Here is an 18,240-nt window from a genome sequence, read left to right as displayed (position 1 = left end):
TTCCTAACCTTCAATAAGTTAACTGGTGTTTTTTGTTATTGTTTTGATATTGTTTTGAAATAAGGGTTAATACACTAGCGCAACTTTTACGCAGTTGGCTATGAAAAATGTTTAATCAATTGTGTTTATTTGTGATAAATCAAAAGCGGCTCTAAATTAAGTTTTAGGCTGTTGATTAGCCGACTTCGTTGCTAACTTTTTGCCGATGATCAAGATAGGGGCGAGCACAAATAATGAGACGATAAACCACATGAAATTATTGCCCCCAGCTATCGCTGCGGTTTGCAGTTGCAGTTGACTGGAAAGCAAGTTCGCGACTCGCTCTGGCGTGGCTTCTAACATGCCCTGGTTCAAGACTTGAGTCATGGCCACTTGATACTGGATGAAGCTGTCGTTCATTTGATTGAAGTTTTCGCCGAGCACACTCATGGTGCTGCTGGACTCGACACTCATCATCCTCGAAAACAATGCCATACCGACTATGCCCCCTAAGGTTCTAAACAAATAGAAGTAACTCACGCCCTGAGGAATATGCTCTTTTTTAAAGCTCGATAGAATCGAGATCGAAACTGTAACGTTGAGTAGACCGACTCCAAGCCCACGTAATATTAATGCCGGCAGCATATCGCTTGCGCCACTGCTGACACTACTGCCAGACAGTGAGACACTCGATAGTAAGATCATCAGTACACCAATAGGCACTACCGCATCAGGCTTAAGCCTTGGATGGTTGCAGATCCAAATGCTAATAAGTAAGCCGACCAACATACTGCCAAAGGCGGGTAGTTGCAGCCAGCCTTGCTCGCTATGGCTATAGTGCAGCACGCTGCCAAGATAGACGCTGATCAACATAGAGGTACCCAGTACCGCAAAACCTGCGAGGGCTGCGTTGTACATAGAGACTTTATTCTTGAAGGAGCTAAGTACATCGCTACGAATAAATTCGCCACAACCAGTTTGTTTTGCGATGACTGATACGCACAAAAGAATTAATGCCGCTGTGAGCAGAGTAAACTGAGTAAATTCGGGGCTATCGAACCAGTTATAGTACTGACCACGCATCAAGACTAGAGTGAAAGCAGTAATCGCCGCGCTCATTGAGATAGCTTGCAGAGGGTTAAATTTCACCGCTTGTGTTGTGTCAATATAATCGAGAGGACGTAACCATAGCCAAGCCAAAATGAGTAGATAAAGAGTCGATTGCGCAGCGAAGCTGAATTGCCATAAACCGTTCTCGGCAAGTTCGGCGATAAGCCAAGGATAGATCCCCATAGGCAGTAGTGTCGTCATCAACATCATGCAGCCTTCTGCAATCGCAATATCCTTTAACGACAAGTTACGCAGCACTAAAACCTGCACCGCGACTAACATCGCGCTTGCTGCAATACCGATAACAGCCCAGGCAACAAAGTGCATCTCGACATTGTCGCTAAACCCTAGTACTAAGCTGCTGAAAAAACCAAGCGTCGTGCCCAGAATTAACAGCGCTTTTGCGCCTACGCGGTAGCTGAGCCACGAGGCTAAAGGAAGGGTGAGTAATTGCGTCAAGATGAAAACAATATTGAACCAAGAGGTATCGTCAGCTGATAGCCCTAGCGCACCAGCAATGTCGCTGACACTGGCATTATAAATAGCCGAGACGATACCAAACGGGATCATCGCAAGAGTAACAAGCAGTATAAGTTCGAGGCGGCGGGTCATAATATTTTACTCTATGTAAGTCGTTTAACTAGTACTAACTGTTGGCGATATTAACTGTCTGTGCTGATCGTAACTTTTGCAGAGAGTCCGGGTAGGATCCGCCCTTTAAGTGGTTGTGGGATCGCTAGGGCGATCTTTACCGGTACCCGTTGCACCACTTTAACGAAGTTGCCAGTGGCGTTATCAGGCGGTAGTAGGCTGAACTGGGCTCCCGTTGATGGTGAAGTGCTGCTTACTGTGCCTGTAAGTGGTGAATCTGGAAACGTATCCAATACAATTTCTACGGTTTGCCCTGGTTGAATGTGGGTGAGCTGTGTCTCTTTAAAGTTGGCTTCTATCCATAGATTATCGGTCGGCACTATGGCCAATACACCTGAGCCTGCTTTGACAAACTTACCCAGTTGCAGGGCGCGGTTACCGATACGGCCTGAGATCGGTGCCAGAATTTGGGTATCTTGTAGCGCCAGTTCCGCTAGCTCTAAGCTTGCTTGTGCCTGTTGTTGCTGAGCAAGGAGCTGAGCGCGCTCTGTCTGTAGATTAATAAGCTGCTGTTTGGTAGCTGCTAACTTAAACTTCGCGGCCTCAAGATTGGCATTCGCGATTCGAGTCTTGTTAATTTGCGAATCATGCAGGGTTTTACTCACGGCATCAGTCTTAACCAACTTTGCATATCGAATTAACTCCTTTTGCTCGAAGTCATGACTTGCCTGTGCGATCTCTAAATGGGCAGCCGTTTCATCGATATTGACGTGTTGCAAATCGGTACGGCTCTGATTGCTGCTTAGCGATGCAGTCGCCATTGCTAGGGCGGCTTTAGCTTGAGCTTGTCGTGCTATGTAGTCTCTAGGGTCGATAATTGCCAGTACATCTCCCGCTTTGACTAATTGGTTATCGGTGACAAAGATCGCTGTAATTCGACCCGAGGCTTCGGCGCTTATCTGAGTGATCTCACCATGAACATAGGCGTTATTGGTTTTTTCTGTATCACGATTGGTGATAAAGGTTTTAGCTGTCATAGCAAGCATTGTGGTTAAGGCGAGGCTTATGACGACGGCTTTAATTTTGGAATTCATAATATCTCTACAACTTATCGTACTGTACTGGACGGTACGATAAGTTATTTGGTATAACTAGATCAAGTTAAATTTTAACCAATGTTAAAAAGATCGCTTGGGATCAACATTTATCTTGAGCTTGCTTATATCAATCTCATGGTGATTGGCATTAGGCTTAAATTGCATGAATAACGGAGACCTGTTCTAATTAGGCCCATACAGGAGAGGTACTTAAATGCGTCCATCTACGCTAAAGAAGCAAGACAAAATCATCGACGTAGCGACTAAATTATTTTTTGAACAAGGCTATGCCGAAACGACTCTAGATCAAATCATTGAGATCTGCGGTGGCTCGAAACAGACTCTGTATAGCTATTTTGGTTGTAAGCGCGGCATACTTATTGAGGTTATCACTCGTTGTACTGAGCAAGTGGGTAACGCATTTCAGTTCGATGAAAAAGCCGAGCTACAGACGCAACTCAGTCAGTTTGGTTATGAATACCTGAAGGCCTTATGTTCGCAGCAGATTATTGATATGTACCGGATCATTGTCACCGAATCACGCCGTGATAAAGAGTTGGTGACGTTTTTCTTATCCCGAGGACCACATAAGTTCTACCAGAAGTTGAGCGACTTTTTGCAGCAGCAAGCGGAAGAGGAAAGGCTAGCTATAGATAATCCAGAGCTGACCGCGAGTCTGTTAATCGGCTTATTACGCGGTGATTATTATCAAGATGTGGTGTTGGGCTTGGGCGTTCCATCAGATGAAGAGATTAAGTTGTACTCAACTCAGGCGATCAAAATATTCCTACAGGGCTGCAGGGTGTAATTAGCATATATCTGCTCGCGATATAGCTAAAAGCATCACTAATTTAATGATTACAAACGAACTCGATGCTAAGAACTTAGGGCTTGGGCGTAGTCCCTTTCTGCTTTTCCAGTAGATCTTCCTGCATCAATTGCTGCAAGTAGGCAATCTCTTCTGAATTTAGTAGCTGCTGACTGGCTGGCATAGGATTTCTTTGCGGTTGCTGTTGAGCAAGCTTGCCCCGTAAATAGGCGGCTCGAGTGATTTGGTTGAGGCCGTAGATTGCTAAAATGTACACGGTTAATAGCATGGCTAATCTTGTTGCAGCCTGATTGAACATAACGGCCTGATCGCCTAGATAAAATGGCAAAATGACAAGTACAGCCCTGATAAGCCAGTTGCTCATTAGGGCTAGGGTCAGTACTAGCAACCAACGGAATTTGATGTCTTTTAGGCTATCTTGATGCAATCGAGAGGCGCGCCCTGGATAGCGGCTTAGCATCTTAATGATATAGTAAAAATATAGCCCGGTTTGGATAAATAGCAGTGCGGGTAAGAGCATGACTAACAAGTTTAAATTCGTAATGTCAGCCTGCTGGATAAATCCAATATTTACCCCGTTTTTGTTAAACAAAATTTGGTAACTAGTGGTCAGCACCACAAAGACGGCGAGTATTAGCGCAGGATAGAAATGGTGAGAAAACCCTACGGGACGCTCTATATCATGGAGGCTGCGGTCGCAGTATAGATAGAGCAGTGGCATCACAAGAAAATAGACTGGAATGATCAAGGTGAACAACAGGTGAATGGGGGCGGGAGCATTGTTTCTGGTCAGTAAGCCAGTAAAGAAATACAGCGCCATAAGGCAGAAAATATTTCCAAGGATCTTATGGTTACCATTTTTTTCACTGTAGATATAGCGGATATAAAAGCCTAGGCCTAGACAGTGAATACCGCCAAGCAATGAGAGCCACCAATAACTTTCAGAGAAAAACTCGTTAAATTCATTCATGCCAAACTCATTTCAACGTATTGAAACCTAAGATGCAAGTGTTGATTTTTTGAACGCTACTGACTCGTCGTCATATCTTCTAGCTTTTGGTTGATAAGCTCAGACAAACTTACGATTTTGTAAAATTTGAAGTGAGGGTGGGCGCCCTATTGTCCAATACTGATACGGGTATGAGTTAACTTGCTAGTTTGGATATAGATTTTAGCTTATGCAGCAAGGCCTCTTTTTTAAAGGGCTTTGCTAGATAATCATCCATGCCCGATTGATAGCACCTTTGAATATCTTGATCGAGCACGCTCGCCGTCAAAGCTATGATAGGGAGTCTCGAAAGAGAATGCTGGTGTTCCCACTCTCTGATTTTTTCGGTTGCAGTAAAGCCATCCATAACCGGCATCATGCAGTCCATTAGAATGGCGTGGATAGCATTGCCTGTACTGATGAAATCTAAAGCTTCTTGGCCATTACTGGCAATAATAAAATCAAACCCCGCTTGAGTGAGCTGTAAAGAGGCCACCTTTTGATTCACTAGATTGTCTTCGACAATCAGGATCACCTGATTCATTCTCTCAGCCTTGATAGGCTTACTGCTATGGCTAAGTTGTTTATCTAATATCTGTTTCTGTCTTAGCTTACGACTTTGCACTCCATTCTGTATGGCGTTGCGAAAACGGTTACCCAGCAGCGGTAGAGTCACGATTGCATCTATATTGTCTAAATGGCGCTTTTCATCCAGAGAGTTAATAGCAATGGTGAAGATATTTTTCTGTCTCAGTAGCTCATTTAGGCTAGCGAGTCCATCTCTTGTCGATGACTGATTATCGACAAACAGTAGATCGAATGTCTGTTTAGCTTGAAGCAGATCGAAACAAGATTGATAGCGGTAGTTGATACAGAACCCATGTCGTTTGCATTCCTTGTTGAGCACGTCATTTAGCTGGGCGTTTTTTGAAATGATTGCTGCCTTTAATGGTTCAAATTGGCTCGTGACAGATTTCTCTAGGGTAATAATTTTTGGCGTCAGTGAAATAGTGAAGCAGCTGCCTTCACCTTTAACTGAGTTAACAGAGATCTCTCCTCCCATCAGTTCGATTAACTGTTTGCAAATAGTGAGTCCTAGCCCGGTCCCCCCAAATTGACGAGTGGTGGTGATATCTTCTTGAGTAAATGGAGAGAAGATCTGCTGCTGTTTCTCTTTTTCAATTCCAATCCCAGTATCGTGGACGCTGATAAGTATATGGCTAGCGTCCTGGATTTTTTGACAAGAGACAACCAGTTTGATCCCCCCCTCTTGGGTGAATTTAACTGCGTTAGAGAGCAAGTTCATCAGCACTTGCCTCAGACGATGATCGTCTAGGGAGATTAGGTACGGAGTCGCATCATCAATTTCGAGCTCTAATGTGAGGTTTTTCTCCGTCACCTTAGGCAACACCATTGAAATCGTGTCGTAAACCACTTCGGCAATATCGGTATTGGTATTGGTGACAGAAAGTTTGCCTGATTCAATCTTAGATAGGTCGAGTATATCGTTGATTAAAATTAACAGAGCCTGTGATGAAGTCTCAATTGTCTGCAAGTGCTCACTCTGAATAGCTGTCAACTCTGTGCTAGCCATGATATCTGACATGCCGATGATCCCATTGAGTGGGGTTCTAATTTCATGGGACATGTTGGCCAGAAATGAACTCTTAGCCTGATTGGCTTTTTCTGCCTCTTGTTTTGCCTGCAGTATTTTTAGTTCGTTTAGGTGACGTTCATTTATAAGCTTGTTGAGGGTGACAGAGAAAAGGCTTAGCTCATCGCGGCCCTCTTCGTTGATTTTTTTAGAATAGTCATGTGTCTCCTCAATCTTCGACATGGTGTTAATAACATGGCTGAGGTAGCTAATGAGCCGCCTATAGAGGTTAGCCCCTATGATGATAATGAGGACTAAGGAGCCGAACAGTGCTGCGCAAAATAGCCAGATTAATTTTTTAGAATTGGCGATCTCACTCTGAATATTGTTAGTGAGCTCAGTGGAGAATGCTCCCACTACATACTGGATTAAATCGAGGCGCTGGCTGAATGCTTCTAAACTGATATTGGCAGTATTCGTTAGTCGCTGTTGACTTAAAATCTGGCTTCTTAATTGGTAACTCTGCTCAAAGACGGGATCTGAAAAAGTACTGAGCAATAGTGAGACCTGTACAGGATTAGCATTGATATCAATAAAGCGTTCAACGTAATGCTGTTGGCGCTCAGTGATAGCGTTTAACTGGCTGAGAAGTTCGGCATCATTAGGGGTGAGTAGTAATTGATTGATAAGCCATTTTTCTTCTGCGGACCATAATGACAGCCATTGGAGTTGGTATAGGATGGTAAGTTGTCGATTGATATCGTTATTGATCCCAGAATGGTCTTTTTCTAGGGTGTTGAGGGCTTGCAGCTGTAGCTCATAGAACCAAGTCGACCAGTCTCCTAAGCTTTCGGCATCAACACTCGTCATCTCATCGACTGCTTTACTGGTGGTATCTAACCAAGACGCCATCTCTAAGGTATTTTGGCTTGTAAAAGCTTGTGGTAGTAGCAGCCTTAATTTGTTGAGCTCGAAAGTGAAGGCGTCTGCAATCACCTGAATATTGTGTTTGAGTAGTCGCTCTCTGGTTTGGTTGATATGTCTATTGAGCAGGGAGAAAGATTCGAGAAAGCTAACTTTACTGTTGAGAGTATTTAATGCTTGGACATTATCACTCTGTTTTTTGACCTCTAAGATTAATAAGAATGAGGCAAAAATCAGCGGTAATAGCACTAGGGCTAACATGCGTATTTTTATAGAAATGTGATTCAATATGTTCATTTCTACTCCATGAATTGAACAAGTTAGCTGTGTTCTTGTAGTTTAACTTCCCCTTGACTATATTCAGCATAGTACAAAAACTATCTAGGATTGAGGGTTTTAATGTTTAAGGGATTAAGCGAACGAGCTCGGCTTGTCTGTTTTCAGACTTTCATCATGTTGACGCTCCATTGTACTTCTCCATCCGCCCTAGCGTTAGAGGCCTACGTCGATGAAAACAGCGATGTTGAGTTTGCCATTTTTAGTCTCAATGATGACTTGCCAGCGTTAAGTAAAAGCAAGGCAAGAATGCTTTATCGAGGTAAGACGAAGAAAATATCGGGTAGCTTAAAAATCATCCTAGTAGACCTTCCAGAAACGTCAATTCACAGAGAAGAATTTTATAAAATGTTACTCGGTAAGTCCGTTTCGCAAATGAACGGCTATTGGGCGGGACGTGCATTCTCTGGCAGAGGCTCGCCGCCTGAAGAGTTAGACAGCGATGATATTAAGCAGATTTTAAAGTGGCTCAACGACAATCCCAATGGCATAGCTTATGCGCCGATCGAATCTGTGCCTAAAGAAGTCAATATCTTGATAACCGTGCCAGAGGGAGAGTAGCCATGTTATTTCGCCGTCTATTATTTATAGCGTTACCTCCTCTGATATTTTTGCCTGAAGTGCAGGCGAGTATTGAGCTTAGCGACAAGATTGCCCTTGGGGGATTTGGATCTACAGCGATCAGTCAGAGTGATAATCGCACCCCCTTATTTATTAGCCGAGAAATTACCGATGAGACCTGTTACGACTGTGACACGATATTTGGCTTACAGCTGGATATCGATGTGTTTGATAGCTTGAGTGCATCGGGACAAGTGGTAAAGCGCACTCAAGATGATTGGAGTGATCCTGAGCTTGAATGGGCCTATTTGTCATATGAATATGATGATTTTGAAGTCAGAGCAGGGCGCTTGCGTATACCGCTATTTTTGGTTTCTGAATATTATTATGTTGGCCAAGCCTATCCTTGGATAAGACCTCCTCAGGAGGTATATGACAGTCTCTTAGGGTTTACTTTTTATGATGGTCTTTCTTTGGCATGGAATTACGATGTTTCTGATGAGCTGTTATTAACTATTTCTCCTTATTATGGCTTCGATAGACTAAATGAGGTTGAGATCGCTGGGAGCGTATTGCAGTTTGATACCGAGTATATGGCGGGTATTTATGTCGATTTGGTCGGCTTTAATTACCGGCTCCATAGCGGATTTATGCAAGTGGAATACACACAACTTCCTGCCGTCGAGAAAAGTACGTTAGATATATACACGGTAGGGGCGGAGTACAGCTATGAGTCTTGGCTATGGATGGCGGAGGTCGAGTTGGATAGGTTGCAAGCTAACTGGTATGCCTCAGTGATCTACGCTTTTGACGACCTATCGCCTTATCTTACTTATGCAGAGAGCCATCAGTTGCGTAAGTCAAAAGGGGTGACTGTTGGGGTCAGATATGATGTGACCTCAAGTATTTCTCTGAACCTTGAATACCAGGCAATTCTTTCTCAAGGGGAGGACAATCGAGCTCAATTTGTCACTTCGCCACTCGTCTATAATGAGAATTCAGATGTCAATCTCGTAAGTCTTGCTGTGAGTTTTGTATTTTGATTATGGACTGGAAGAGAGAGGGGAGTTACTCAGGAAGGCTATTATTGTAATAGCGCTTGGATCTGCTGGTTAATCTTCTGGATTTCACTGCAAAGCTTGTTGATTGCCGTTTCATCGGGGATGACACCGCTTTGGGCGCTAGACTCTACTATTTTTGCCAAGCTTACCGCGTCTTGTGCGCATAAATTACTGAACATACCTTTCAGCTCATGGGCAAGTTGGAATAGTCCATCGACATCCTCGGTGTGATACCTGTGTAAAATGATGCGGTCACTCTGACCGTACTCTTGAATATAGATAGTGACTACCATGTTTAGCATAGAATCATCGCCATCACAGAGCGCCATTAACTTTTCTATTTCTATCATCAAGCTCTCCTTTGATTATTAATGTAACCATACAAGTGATTGCCAGTTTTGCCTGTGCAGCCCGTTGTATACGAGGGGGAACGTAGCTTTAGCCCGTCTTTCGCTGTAGCTTAAAGGTGTTACGATTCTCGTTTGAATGGTATTCAATTTTGTCTGAAAGTTGCTCAATAATCTTAAGTCCCCTACGACTTTGTAACCAAGTACTTGGGTCACAGGCTAATGGTTCAACAAAATCCATCATGGCGAGATCTTTAAGAAGATTCGATGGCATTGAATTGCCATAATCAGCGACCTCAATAATCAATTGCTGAGTGTCACTTAGGTAAGAAGTAATCTCAAACTTTGCACCATCAAGGTTAGCGTAAGCGTGTTCAAATACGTTATTAACCAGCTCCACAAGACATAGCTCCATCTGTCCAATCACTGCTCCATCTAGCCCGAGGGAGTGCCAAAAAGGAAGGATATCGGAGGCTACGGTACGGGATGCTTCTAAGCTGCTTGTGTATTGTTGGTTAAACTTCCTTGTGTTCACGATAATCTCCCTATTGTCACCGCAGTCAGGGGCTTCAGTATTGAAGTCGCTTCAGTACTATTCTCTGGGATGAGTATCGTTGCTTTCATCCCACTTTCTGTTATGCGCTTGCTGCTAGAGCGTCTTCAATTGTTGAATAGCTCAATATTAGCTTGTCGACTCGAGTCAACTTGAGTAAGTCTAAGATCGGCTTTTGTGGATTAATGATACTTATCTTGGTATTGCGTAGCATCTTATAGCAGCCCATTACCGCTCCGAGTCCGCTGCTGTCCATAAAGCGCACGCCGCTCATATCGAGAAGCAGGTGCTCTCTGAGGTTGTGCTTTAGCTTCCCGAGCTCCGTGTGAAAGGATGGGGTCAGTTTGGCGTCAAATCTAGCTTCTTGAATTTGGATAATCGTGTATTGCTCATTCTCTAAGATGTTAAATTGCATGCTGCTTCCTGTTCTAGTTTCCATTCCACTCAAGTGCCAATAAGCTAATGTCATCGTCAAATTTTGTTGTACCCGACCAGCTCTTCAGTGTTGCGACTAAGGTGTCGCTCTGCTTATTGATTGGTTGTTCGGCCAATTCTTGAATTCGCTGCTTTAAACTCTGTTCGGAATATTGTTGCTTGTCTGCCGATTCAGCCTCGGTAATGCCATCAGAGTATAGAAATATACGATCGCCTTGACCGAGCTGAATTTGTTCCGTTTGGTAGTGGGCAAAATCGAACATGCCGGCGACAAAGCTCTCTTGTTTTACGAAGCGACACACTTGTTGTGATTTTTGCTGCCAAACCATCGGTGGGTGACCGGCAAAGGCATAGTTTAGTCGCCCTGTTTTGGTGTTTAATACTAGGTAAATCATAGTGAAATAGAGGTTGTTATCGCCTTGATTGATATAGCTCAGATTGAGTCTAGTCAGTACTTCGCTAGGTTCCCTTAGGCTATAAAAAGGATCAGTCTCCTTTCTACTCTTCACATTGGACTCGTAGGTCGAATTGGAGTTGATACTTTGCTGGATGGAGAAAGACATCAATGCCGATGTGACTCCGTGACCTGCGACGTCAAATAGATAAGCGGCGATATGATCTTCGTCTAGCTGCATACAACCTAACATATCGCCACCAATTTGAGCGCTGGGGATGTGAGTGTAATGCAGCTCTACACCTTGAAACATTTTTTGGCTGGGCAACATTCTCTGTAGCAGTTGGTTGGCGGAATCGAGATCTTGGCGGATGGTGGCATAAGCCTGGTCTAGCTCAATGTTTTTGGCAACAAGTTGATTGTGTAGCTCTAAGCTCCTAAATCCGGCTTTAAGCCGAGCATCGAGTTCATCGATACTGGTATCTTTGGCGACGAAGTCATCGGCACCGGCATTAATGCCTTCGACAATAGATTCCTTGTCATCGCGCCCAGATAGTAAAACAAAGAAGATGTAGCGCCCATACTCGGGGGATTTTAGGTAATAGCAGAGTTCGATGCCATTTAACTTTGGCATCATCCAGTCACTGAGGACTAATTGAATAGAGGGGGTATTTTCGAGCTGCTTTAGTGCATCGATACCATCGATGGCTGTGATGACATGGTAGCCTCGTGAAGAGAGCTTTTTCCTCATCAGTAGTTGCATGACTCTGTTGTCTTCAACGAGTAGGATTTCTCTGCCCAAGCCATCAGCCTCCTGCTGTATTTGTTACTGAGCAAATTGATATGTTCAGATTGGGATAAGTCCTTTTACTTTTCAAAAGTCTAGTAGTGAATTTTAAATACGACAAGGGGCAGCTATATGGGGAGGGGAACTAAACCTGAGAAGTCGCGACGCTATACTTTGCTATGGCTTAGCCGTTTTCTTGTTTCATGAGATCGTATTTAAGTCATTAATATTTGCTAAAACATAGCTTAAGTCATGGTGCGCTTAGACAAGAAGATCTTGAGCAAAATTAACTAATCTTTTGTGGCAGCCTTTATTCGCTGGTGGCGATTGGAGCTTGCTTCTGGTGGTTTACCTGGAGCGGCTTCACGTTCAGACATCAAGTGCCTAATAGCCATAATCGGGTGAGGCAGTAGCATTCTCGGGCCGGCGTAAATCATGATCTCACGTGCCTTGGCTTTCATGTGGGGCTTATAGCAATGCACTGGGCATTTATTACAAGTCGGTTTTTCTTGGCCGTAGGGGCATCGGTCTAAGCGTGTGTGAGCGTATTCAATAAAGCTTTCACACTCTTCGCATGGGTGGGCTTCTAAGTCTTTGTGATGTGCCTTGCAGTAGATCTTCACCATAGCGGAAATTGTTTCAAACTCTCTGAGAAGCTTGCCACTGAGTAGTTGTTCAAATGCCATGGGATACCTTAGTAAGCTACTGGGTTATTTATATAATAAGAGGCTTGGCTTTGGCTGACAAAATATAAGCGTGAAACTTTGAAGGTGTGCACAAAATAGCGCTTTAAGTCTAAGGTGCCTAGTGTCGGCAGACGTGATTGAAATTTGTATTTTTTTTACGTGAAATTAACTGCTAACAGATAAAATTATACTTGTCAGATTGATTCTAACTGGCTTAAAATTCGCCGCTGATTTTTATGCTGAAAGATTATCGAGGCAGAACTTTCCTGTCGATATACCTTAATTGTATAGCCTAGATATGTGCTCTATGGAAGCGTGTTTGCCCCCTCCTACATGCCCACAAATGAGTGTCAGCGATTATTTAACGAATAATAAATTAACTTCCAATGCACCTTCCATAAGTCGCTTGTAAGCCAAAAGACACACAAAAATTCACTGAACTCAGGGAATAATGCGGGTCATACCATAGGTTACTGCTGGGCTTTATTAGGCTTTTTAGCAGATAGATACGTGATACCACTTGTAAAATGATGATGGATATTAATAAGCACTCCTTTTTGAAGATAATGGGAATAAGCCGAGCTATTTTAAACAAATGCTTACTGACCACCCATATCTTGCTGTTGAGTCTGACGGGATCTGCTTTTGCTACGGCTCAGCTAAATGATGACTCGGTTAGCGAACAATCAATTGAAAGAATTGAAGTTCGTGGTATCCGTGCCTCGATGAAGGATTCTATTAATACTAAACGATTCTCAGATTCGTTAGTGGACGCAGTTACGGCTGAAGATATCGGTAAGTTCCCTGATAGTGATGTGGGTGAGTCACTCGGACGCATTCCTGGGGTTGCGGTTAACCGTCAATTTGGTCAGGGTCAACAGGTTTCCATTCGAGGGGCATCAAATCAGTTAACCAGTACCTTGTTAAATGGGCACTCGGTCGCTTCTACCGGTTGGTTCGATCAGCAAACAACCGACCGTAGCTTTAACTATTCATTACTGCCACCCGAAATGGTGGGGGACATTGAGGTCTATAAATCTTCACAAGCAGATATGAGCGAAGGAGGGGTGGGCGGAACCGTGATTATCAATACCCGTAAACCTTTTGATCTGGATGCAAACTCACTCTTTTTCAGTCATAAGCAAGATTATGGCACCGTCTCTGAGGAAATCGATCCTGAGTTTTCCGGGCTATACAGCTGGAAAAATAGCGAAGAAAGTGTCGGTGTCCTGCTTGCGGTCGCCGATGCTAAGACTCACTACCAGCGTAATGGTATTGAATCAAACATAGGTTGGGGAGACATCGTACCGACAACGTTCGAGCAACAGCGGGAGCGCACGGCTATTAACGCCGTTTTGCAGTATCGTCCAACAGATAATTTAGAGTTTGGCTTTAATGTGATGCATCTCGATATGCAAGCAAACAATGCCAATACTTCGCTTTTTCTTATGTTTCCGGATGATAAGGAAGCAGCCTGTGAACAAAGGAATGAGGCTGGTACCTGTATTTTTTACCGCCGTGAGGCTAATGATGCTAATCCTGGGTGGGCGCAAACATGGGTACGTGAAGCCAGTATGGATTCGAATACCTATGATTTTGATTTTACATATGAAACAGATAGCTACACCTTAGAGGGCCTTGTAGGTAACACTAAGTCTGAAGGTGGAACCAATATGACCGCTAATTATGGTTTCTGGTTAGGTCAGCCGAGCGACTTTGCAGGTACATACGATGCTAGCGGCGAGGTGATAAACATCGACATTGCTAATAAAGTGTTTGGAGCTGAGGACTTTAATGGATCTCTCGCACCTGAAGCTTGGTCGCTGCGTAAGCAACCCAATTCTGATGAAGAGACATATGTTAAGTTGGATATCACTTTTCCAGTTGATTACGGCTTAATTACGGCGATAAAAACAGGTGTTAGCTGGGCAAATCATGATGTGAAGCAGGAATCCTTCGAGGGGATTGCGAGCCCCGATATCATCGCTAAGAATGCATCAGCCTATTACTCTGGGACGGTTTCTTCAGGCGGTGGGTTTACGCTGCCAAGGCCTATTCTCGATGCCATGTTAAACGATGCTAAGGCCGCGGTTACTCACTTTGATAGCGATGGCCAAGTCTATAAGTCTGGTTACGGTACGATTAACGAACAAAACTTAGCCCTGTATCTTATGGCTAACTTCGCGTCTGAAGGTATTAGAGGTAATGTTGGATTGCGCTATATTTCAACAGATGCTGCTTCTGATTACTACCAGCTTAACTCAGATGGGACTTACGCCGATGATCTAAGTACGGAAAGCTCAAGTTATCGTGACTTATTACCCAGTATCAACGTTGCATATGACTTATCTGAGGATGTGATTATTCGCGCTTCAGCATCTAAGGTTATTTCTCGTCCAAATTATGATGATATGTTTTCGGCCTCGGCACTGTCAGGTTACGCCGATGGCGTGCCAGACAATGAAGTGGTTGATAGGGGAAATGTCGCACTGACTCCGTTTAAGGCAACCCAAGCAGACCTTGGCATTGAGTGGTATTTCGCTGCAGAAGGCTTGCTCGCTGCGACCTATTTTATTAAGGATATCAGCTCATTCATCACCTCTGAGCAATTATTGGGTCAAAGTATAGGTATTATCGATCCAGACTCTGGTGAGGATAGCTGGACTGTGTCTGCCAAGAAAAATGGTTCGGGTGGTCAGATCCAAGGTGTTGAGCTACAGCTACAGAACGGCTTTGAAAATGGCCTGGGTTACGCTGTCAATTATACCTTTGCCGATTCGAGTGCCCCAGCAGGCCATTATCCAGATCAAGTTAGCGTATTTTCAGACTCATCTAAACATACGGTGAACTTAGTGGGTTACTATGAAATGGATGCATTCTCGGCTCGCGTTGCTTACAACTGGCGCAGCGAATATATGATCCGCGAATTGCCCGGCTACTATGGTAATCGAGAGCATCAAGCCTACGGAACAATCGATTTCAGCAGTCGCTATAACTTCACTGAACATCTCGCCATTACTTTCGAGGTGGTGAATTTATTGGCTGAAGACAGTATACAGCTGGGGGTTGCAGCCGATTCGGCAGAAGTGAAGCCTGAGCTGCAGAATAACTACCCTGTATTCAGCGCAGAGGGAGAGGCGCGCTATAAATTAGGTATTACAGTCAGATTTTAATATCCAACGATGTTTTATGTATATTTTACCCTTAATTTCAGTTGATGGAAAAGCAACGAGCATTTAAATTACATACTGTTTTTTAAGATTTTTTTAAGATTTTTTTAGTTGTGTTGGTGTGGTTTTTTGTTGCTAACTTTGAGGTTGAACAAGCCGTTATTTTCATTTTCGGCTCAATACTTATGAACATGATTCCATAACTTTCAAATGAAATACCCTACGCAACTTTTTTGGAGCCTCTAAGGTTTTAAATCATGACATTACGCTATGTCTCTTCGAGAGTGTTAAATTGGAGTAAAGAGTCCAAGCTTTACTTATCAGACCTTGCTGCGATAGCGCTATTGCTGCTGCCGATAACATTGGCAAGCTCGTTAGCTATGTTGCTAGGGCATGCATTTAGAGTGATCGAGATAAATCATGTTTCAGAGCTACTCTTTTATGTCTCTGATATATTGATTAACCTCTACCCAACGACATTCTGTGTTGTGGCGAGCTATTATCTTTCACAAAAAACTAATGCATCTAGTGCCATTTTTATCATCTATGCATTAGTGCTTTTTTATATTCTCTCTATTGGAAGTCAAGACTTCTCGACGAGTCATACATTGCCAAATAATCCACTGCTGGCCTTATTAAGCGCAATTGTGACCTACTTATATTATCTGTATTTTCCTGTTCGCCTTTTAGATCCTAATTCGTATGATTTTGCCTCTAGGTTAATAAAGTATATTTTCCATATCTTCAGCTTTTCAATCTTTGCATTGTTACTTTCACAGCTTGTTATTTTTACCGGCACTTATCTGGAAACTCTGGTTTCAACAGTCGGGCTGGATCCTATGACCTTCTCGGGGGGGCTGATTTATCAGACGCTGCTTGGGATTTTAGGCGCCGTTGGTATCAATGGTCACAACCTGCTTTTTGCAATCAAGCAGCAAATTTATGCCGATACTCTAACCAATATTGAAGCTTGGCGCGCCGGAGAAGCTTCTATCAATATTATTAGCCAAGGCTTCTATGACGCATTTCTGTCTATGGGTGGCTCAGGGAATTGCATAAGCTTGTTGCTCTGCGTGCTTATCTTTAGCCGAAATGATAACCATAGAACGCTGGCTATCGTCGCAATACCTATGGTCATATTCAATATCAATGAGGTGTTATTGTTTGGCCTTCCGATACTGTTTAATCCGATTATGATTATCCCGTTTATCTTAGTGCCACTGGCTAGCTTCGTGATTGTTTATGCCTGCATCGCATTAGGGCTTGTATCGCCGGTTGTGAGTATCGTGAACTGGATGACGCCGCCGATTTTTAGCGGTTACTTCGCAATGGGAGAGCAGTTAGATGGCGCGCTTCTGCAAATCCTCGTCATTATTGTCGGCATGTTTATGTATCGTCCTTTCTATCTTGCTTATGTTGGAAAGCACTTGGTATCACTAGACCCAAATACTCGCTACGCCGCTGCGGAAAGTTCAATTTTCAATCATGTACTGCGAAGTGTGAGAAATTCGACGAATGATAATTTTACCCAATCCTCGGCTCAGAAGCGCATGGCGCAGATTCTAAGGCGCGGCAATCTAGTCATGTTTTATCAAAAGATTCAGTCAATCCAGAATAAAGAACAATACAACTATGAAGCGCTACTTCGCTATGTTGATGATAAGGGCAGGTTATGTTCGCCGGAGTTTATTCTAGATTTCCAGCTGTTAGAAGCTATGCCTATGCTAGATAAGTTGGTCATTGAGCTAGTATTAAGTGATATGCAGAAAATGGATTTACCTTCCGAAGGGCGTGTATCTATTAATGTGTCGGTGGCTTCCATCGAGCACGCTGATTTTGTTCAGCATCTGCTTACGCGACTCGAACACTATTCTATCTCTCCGTCAAAGGTGGAAATAGAGATCACCGAAGAAACGATGCTTAGCGATAAGGTTCACTTAACCAGTGTGATGAAAGAACTACAGGCGAGGGATATCACGATTGCAATGGATGATTTTGGCTCGGGTTATGCATCATTTCCGCACCTACTGCAGTATCCATTTAACAAAGTGAAAATAGACAGATCGTTGCTGTTAGATGCGCAATCGGTCAAGGGTAAAGAGATCTATAAATTGGTGGCTAAATTAGGTGAGATTGCTAATTGCAAAATCGTTGCTGAGGGCGTTGAAACACAGCTGGAATATGAATTTATTGAAAATTGTGGTGTTGATTTGGTTCAAGGTTTTTATTTGGCAAGGCCTTTACCGCTCGAGAGGCTGTCCAATGAAAATGACGCTGCAAGATTAATATCTTAGTTTATTTATGCTTTATAACACTCAAAAAAACGATTATTTTTGATACCCGATAAAAAAAGAGATATAAATAGTTGATTTTAAGAGAGTGAATGCATTAATAATAATGTTTAAATTTTGCACATTTTAGCAGTGTGATTGCATGTATTTAATGTGTTCGTGGCTAACCCATGGTGGAAGACAATGAAAGAAATCGTCATTATATTGCTGATTGTATTAGGTGTTTATCTTTATAGACGCACTCAAAAGGCGGCGCAAGCAGAGAAAGAGCAGGCAGCTAAGCGCGCTGAAGCGACTCAAGATGTACCTGAGAGTGAGATGAAAGATATCACTCCTGAGACAGCAGAAGAGATATCGACGCCCACCGTCGACGGTGTGAGTTTTGAGCCTAAGCTTGATCAGCAAGAAGAAGTGAAACAAGCTAGTGTTAAGCCAGAGCCAGAGCCAGAGCCAGAGCCAGAGCCAGAGCCAGAGCCAGAGCCAGAGCCAGAGCCAGAGCCAGAGCCA

The 18,240-nt window shown here is 43.4% G+C and carries 14 protein-coding genes and 1 pseudogene; 6 read left to right on the top strand and 9 right to left on the bottom strand.

From position 1 onward, the window contains the following. Positions 1 to 156 precede the first annotated feature (156 nt). A complete protein-coding gene (locus tag Q1A86_RS16985) occupies positions 157 to 1,701 on the bottom strand; it encodes an MFS transporter (RefSeq protein ID WP_299809098.1) in 1,545 nt (514 codons plus the stop codon). Between the two features lie 50 nt (positions 1,702 to 1,751). Beyond that, positions 1,752 to 2,774, bottom strand: coding sequence for an HlyD family secretion protein (locus Q1A86_RS16980; protein ID WP_299809094.1), 1,023 nt, complete (start codon positions 2,772 to 2,774; stop codon positions 1,752 to 1,754). Positions 2,775 to 2,991: 217 nt separating this feature from the next. On the opposite strand from Q1A86_RS16980, the gene Q1A86_RS16975 reads away from it, so the two are divergent. Beyond that, on the top strand, positions 2,992 to 3,585 hold the full coding sequence (locus Q1A86_RS16975) for a TetR/AcrR family transcriptional regulator (protein ID WP_299809091.1): 594 nt from the start codon (positions 2,992 to 2,994) through the stop codon (positions 3,583 to 3,585). 76 nt (positions 3,586 to 3,661) lie between these two features. Here the strand turns inward: Q1A86_RS16975 and Q1A86_RS16970 are convergent, their stop codons facing one another. Together Q1A86_RS16970 and Q1A86_RS16965 are read right to left on the bottom strand one after the other, a co-directional pair. After that, positions 3,662 to 4,576 (bottom strand): hypothetical protein, encoded by a 915-nt coding sequence (locus Q1A86_RS16970; RefSeq protein ID WP_299809088.1) that lies wholly within the window; start codon positions 4,574 to 4,576, stop codon positions 3,662 to 3,664. A 175-nt stretch (positions 4,577 to 4,751) separates the two neighbouring features. Further along, the gene (locus tag Q1A86_RS16965) at positions 4,752 to 7,409 is read right to left on the bottom strand and encodes an ATP-binding protein (protein ID WP_299809085.1); all 2,658 of its coding nucleotides are present in this window, start codon (positions 7,407 to 7,409) and stop codon (positions 4,752 to 4,754) included. A gap of 156 nt (positions 7,410 to 7,565) precedes the next feature. Between Q1A86_RS16965 and Q1A86_RS16960 the strand changes: the two genes are divergently transcribed. Together Q1A86_RS16960 and Q1A86_RS16955 are read left to right on the top strand one after the other, a co-directional pair. After that, on the top strand, positions 7,566 to 8,009 hold the full coding sequence (locus Q1A86_RS16960) for a hypothetical protein (RefSeq protein ID WP_299809082.1): 444 nt from the start codon (positions 7,566 to 7,568) through the stop codon (positions 8,007 to 8,009). Positions 8,010 to 8,011: 2 nt separating this feature from the next. After that, a complete protein-coding gene (locus Q1A86_RS16955) occupies positions 8,012 to 9,052 on the top strand; it encodes a hypothetical protein (RefSeq protein ID WP_299809080.1) in 1,041 nt (346 codons plus the stop codon). Positions 9,053 to 9,093: 41 nt separating this feature from the next. On the opposite strand, the gene Q1A86_RS16950 is transcribed toward Q1A86_RS16955, so the two are convergent. From Q1A86_RS16950 to Q1A86_RS16930, 5 genes are all read right to left on the bottom strand, one after another. After that, positions 9,094 to 9,420: an Hpt domain-containing protein gene (locus Q1A86_RS16950; protein ID WP_299809078.1), complete on the bottom strand. Its 327-nt coding sequence runs from the start codon at positions 9,418 to 9,420 to the stop codon at positions 9,094 to 9,096. 88 nt (positions 9,421 to 9,508) lie between these two features. After that, positions 9,509 to 9,952: an ATP-binding protein gene (locus tag Q1A86_RS16945; RefSeq protein ID WP_299809076.1), complete on the bottom strand. Its 444-nt coding sequence runs from the start codon at positions 9,950 to 9,952 to the stop codon at positions 9,509 to 9,511. 100 nt (positions 9,953 to 10,052) lie between these two features. After that, entirely contained in the window at positions 10,053 to 10,385 is a 333-nt protein-coding gene (locus tag Q1A86_RS16940; protein ID WP_299809073.1) for an STAS domain-containing protein, read from the bottom strand. Positions 10,386 to 10,398: 13 nt separating this feature from the next. Further along, positions 10,399 to 11,601 carry a SpoIIE family protein phosphatase gene (locus tag Q1A86_RS16935; protein ID WP_299809070.1) on the bottom strand — a complete coding sequence of 401 codons (1,203 nt, stop codon included), beginning with the start codon at positions 11,599 to 11,601 and terminating at the stop codon, positions 10,399 to 10,401. 275 nt (positions 11,602 to 11,876) lie between these two features. Continuing rightward, positions 11,877 to 12,272: a nitrous oxide-stimulated promoter family protein gene (locus Q1A86_RS16930; RefSeq protein ID WP_299809067.1), complete on the bottom strand. Its 396-nt coding sequence runs from the start codon at positions 12,270 to 12,272 to the stop codon at positions 11,877 to 11,879. A 566-nt stretch (positions 12,273 to 12,838) separates the two neighbouring features. On the opposite strand from Q1A86_RS16930, the gene Q1A86_RS16925 reads away from it, so the two are divergent. The 3 genes and pseudogenes from Q1A86_RS16925 to Q1A86_RS16915 form a co-directional block, all read left to right on the top strand. After that, a complete protein-coding gene (locus Q1A86_RS16925; protein ID WP_299809064.1) occupies positions 12,839 to 15,445 on the top strand; it encodes a TonB-dependent receptor in 2,607 nt (868 codons plus the stop codon). Positions 15,446 to 15,699: 254 nt separating this feature from the next. Next, positions 15,700 to 17,736, top strand: a complete 2,037-nt coding sequence (locus Q1A86_RS16920; RefSeq protein ID WP_299809061.1) for an EAL domain-containing protein — start codon at positions 15,700 to 15,702, stop codon at positions 17,734 to 17,736. 180 nt (positions 17,737 to 17,916) lie between these two features. Further along, a pseudogene (locus tag Q1A86_RS16915) lies at positions 17,917 to 18,240 on the top strand (hypothetical protein); the annotation flags it as partial.

The sequence above is a fragment of the uncultured Shewanella sp. genome, assembly GCF_947497935.1.
Lineage (GTDB): Bacteria > Pseudomonadota > Gammaproteobacteria > Enterobacterales > Shewanellaceae > Shewanella.
The sequence above is the reverse complement of the archived record's forward strand: the minus strand, read 5'-3'. Positions and strand labels throughout refer to the sequence as shown.